Here is a 398-nt window from a genome sequence, read left to right as displayed (position 1 = left end):
GCATCATCGGCACGCGTGGGGAGTCGAACGCTTCGGCGGTACGTGTGATCAACCCCGCCGCCGGTGGGGCACCCTGTTTGTGGGCGATACCCGCAAACGCCGAGGTCCCTGCGCTTTGGTCCGAGGCGAGCACCGCGGCCAGCGGCCGGCCCGGTGCCGCTGTGTCCTGCAGCGCATCATCTAGGTCTGCGTACTCGTAGCCGCGATCGACCCGCGTGGCTTTCGCCCGCCGGCGCCGCGGTGCACCGGCCGGCTCCTGGGGCGCCGCTGCCGCAGCGGGCTCCTGGGCACCGTCGGGTTCCGGCGCCTTGTTTCGAACACCGGTGCCCGAGGCCCGCTTGGCAGCCGAACTCAGGTCGCTCACCAGGTAGCCGAAAGCATCCATGTGCGCACCCACG

1 protein-coding gene is annotated in these 398 nt (G+C 71.1%); it reads right to left on the bottom strand.

What is annotated here, in order from left to right; genetic code table 11:
* Nucleotides 1-385: PPW family C-terminal domain-containing PPE protein (locus F0Q45_RS26900; protein ID WP_444875270.1), on the bottom strand; the 385-nt coding region annotated here is incomplete at its 3' end.
* Nucleotides 386-398 lie beyond the last annotated feature (13 nt).

The organism is Mycobacterium simiae (assembly GCF_008370645.1).
Classification (GTDB): domain Bacteria; phylum Actinomycetota; class Actinomycetes; order Mycobacteriales; family Mycobacteriaceae; genus Mycobacterium; species Mycobacterium simiae_A.
Note: the sequence above shows the minus strand (reverse complement) of the source record. Positions and strands in the feature narration are given on the sequence as shown.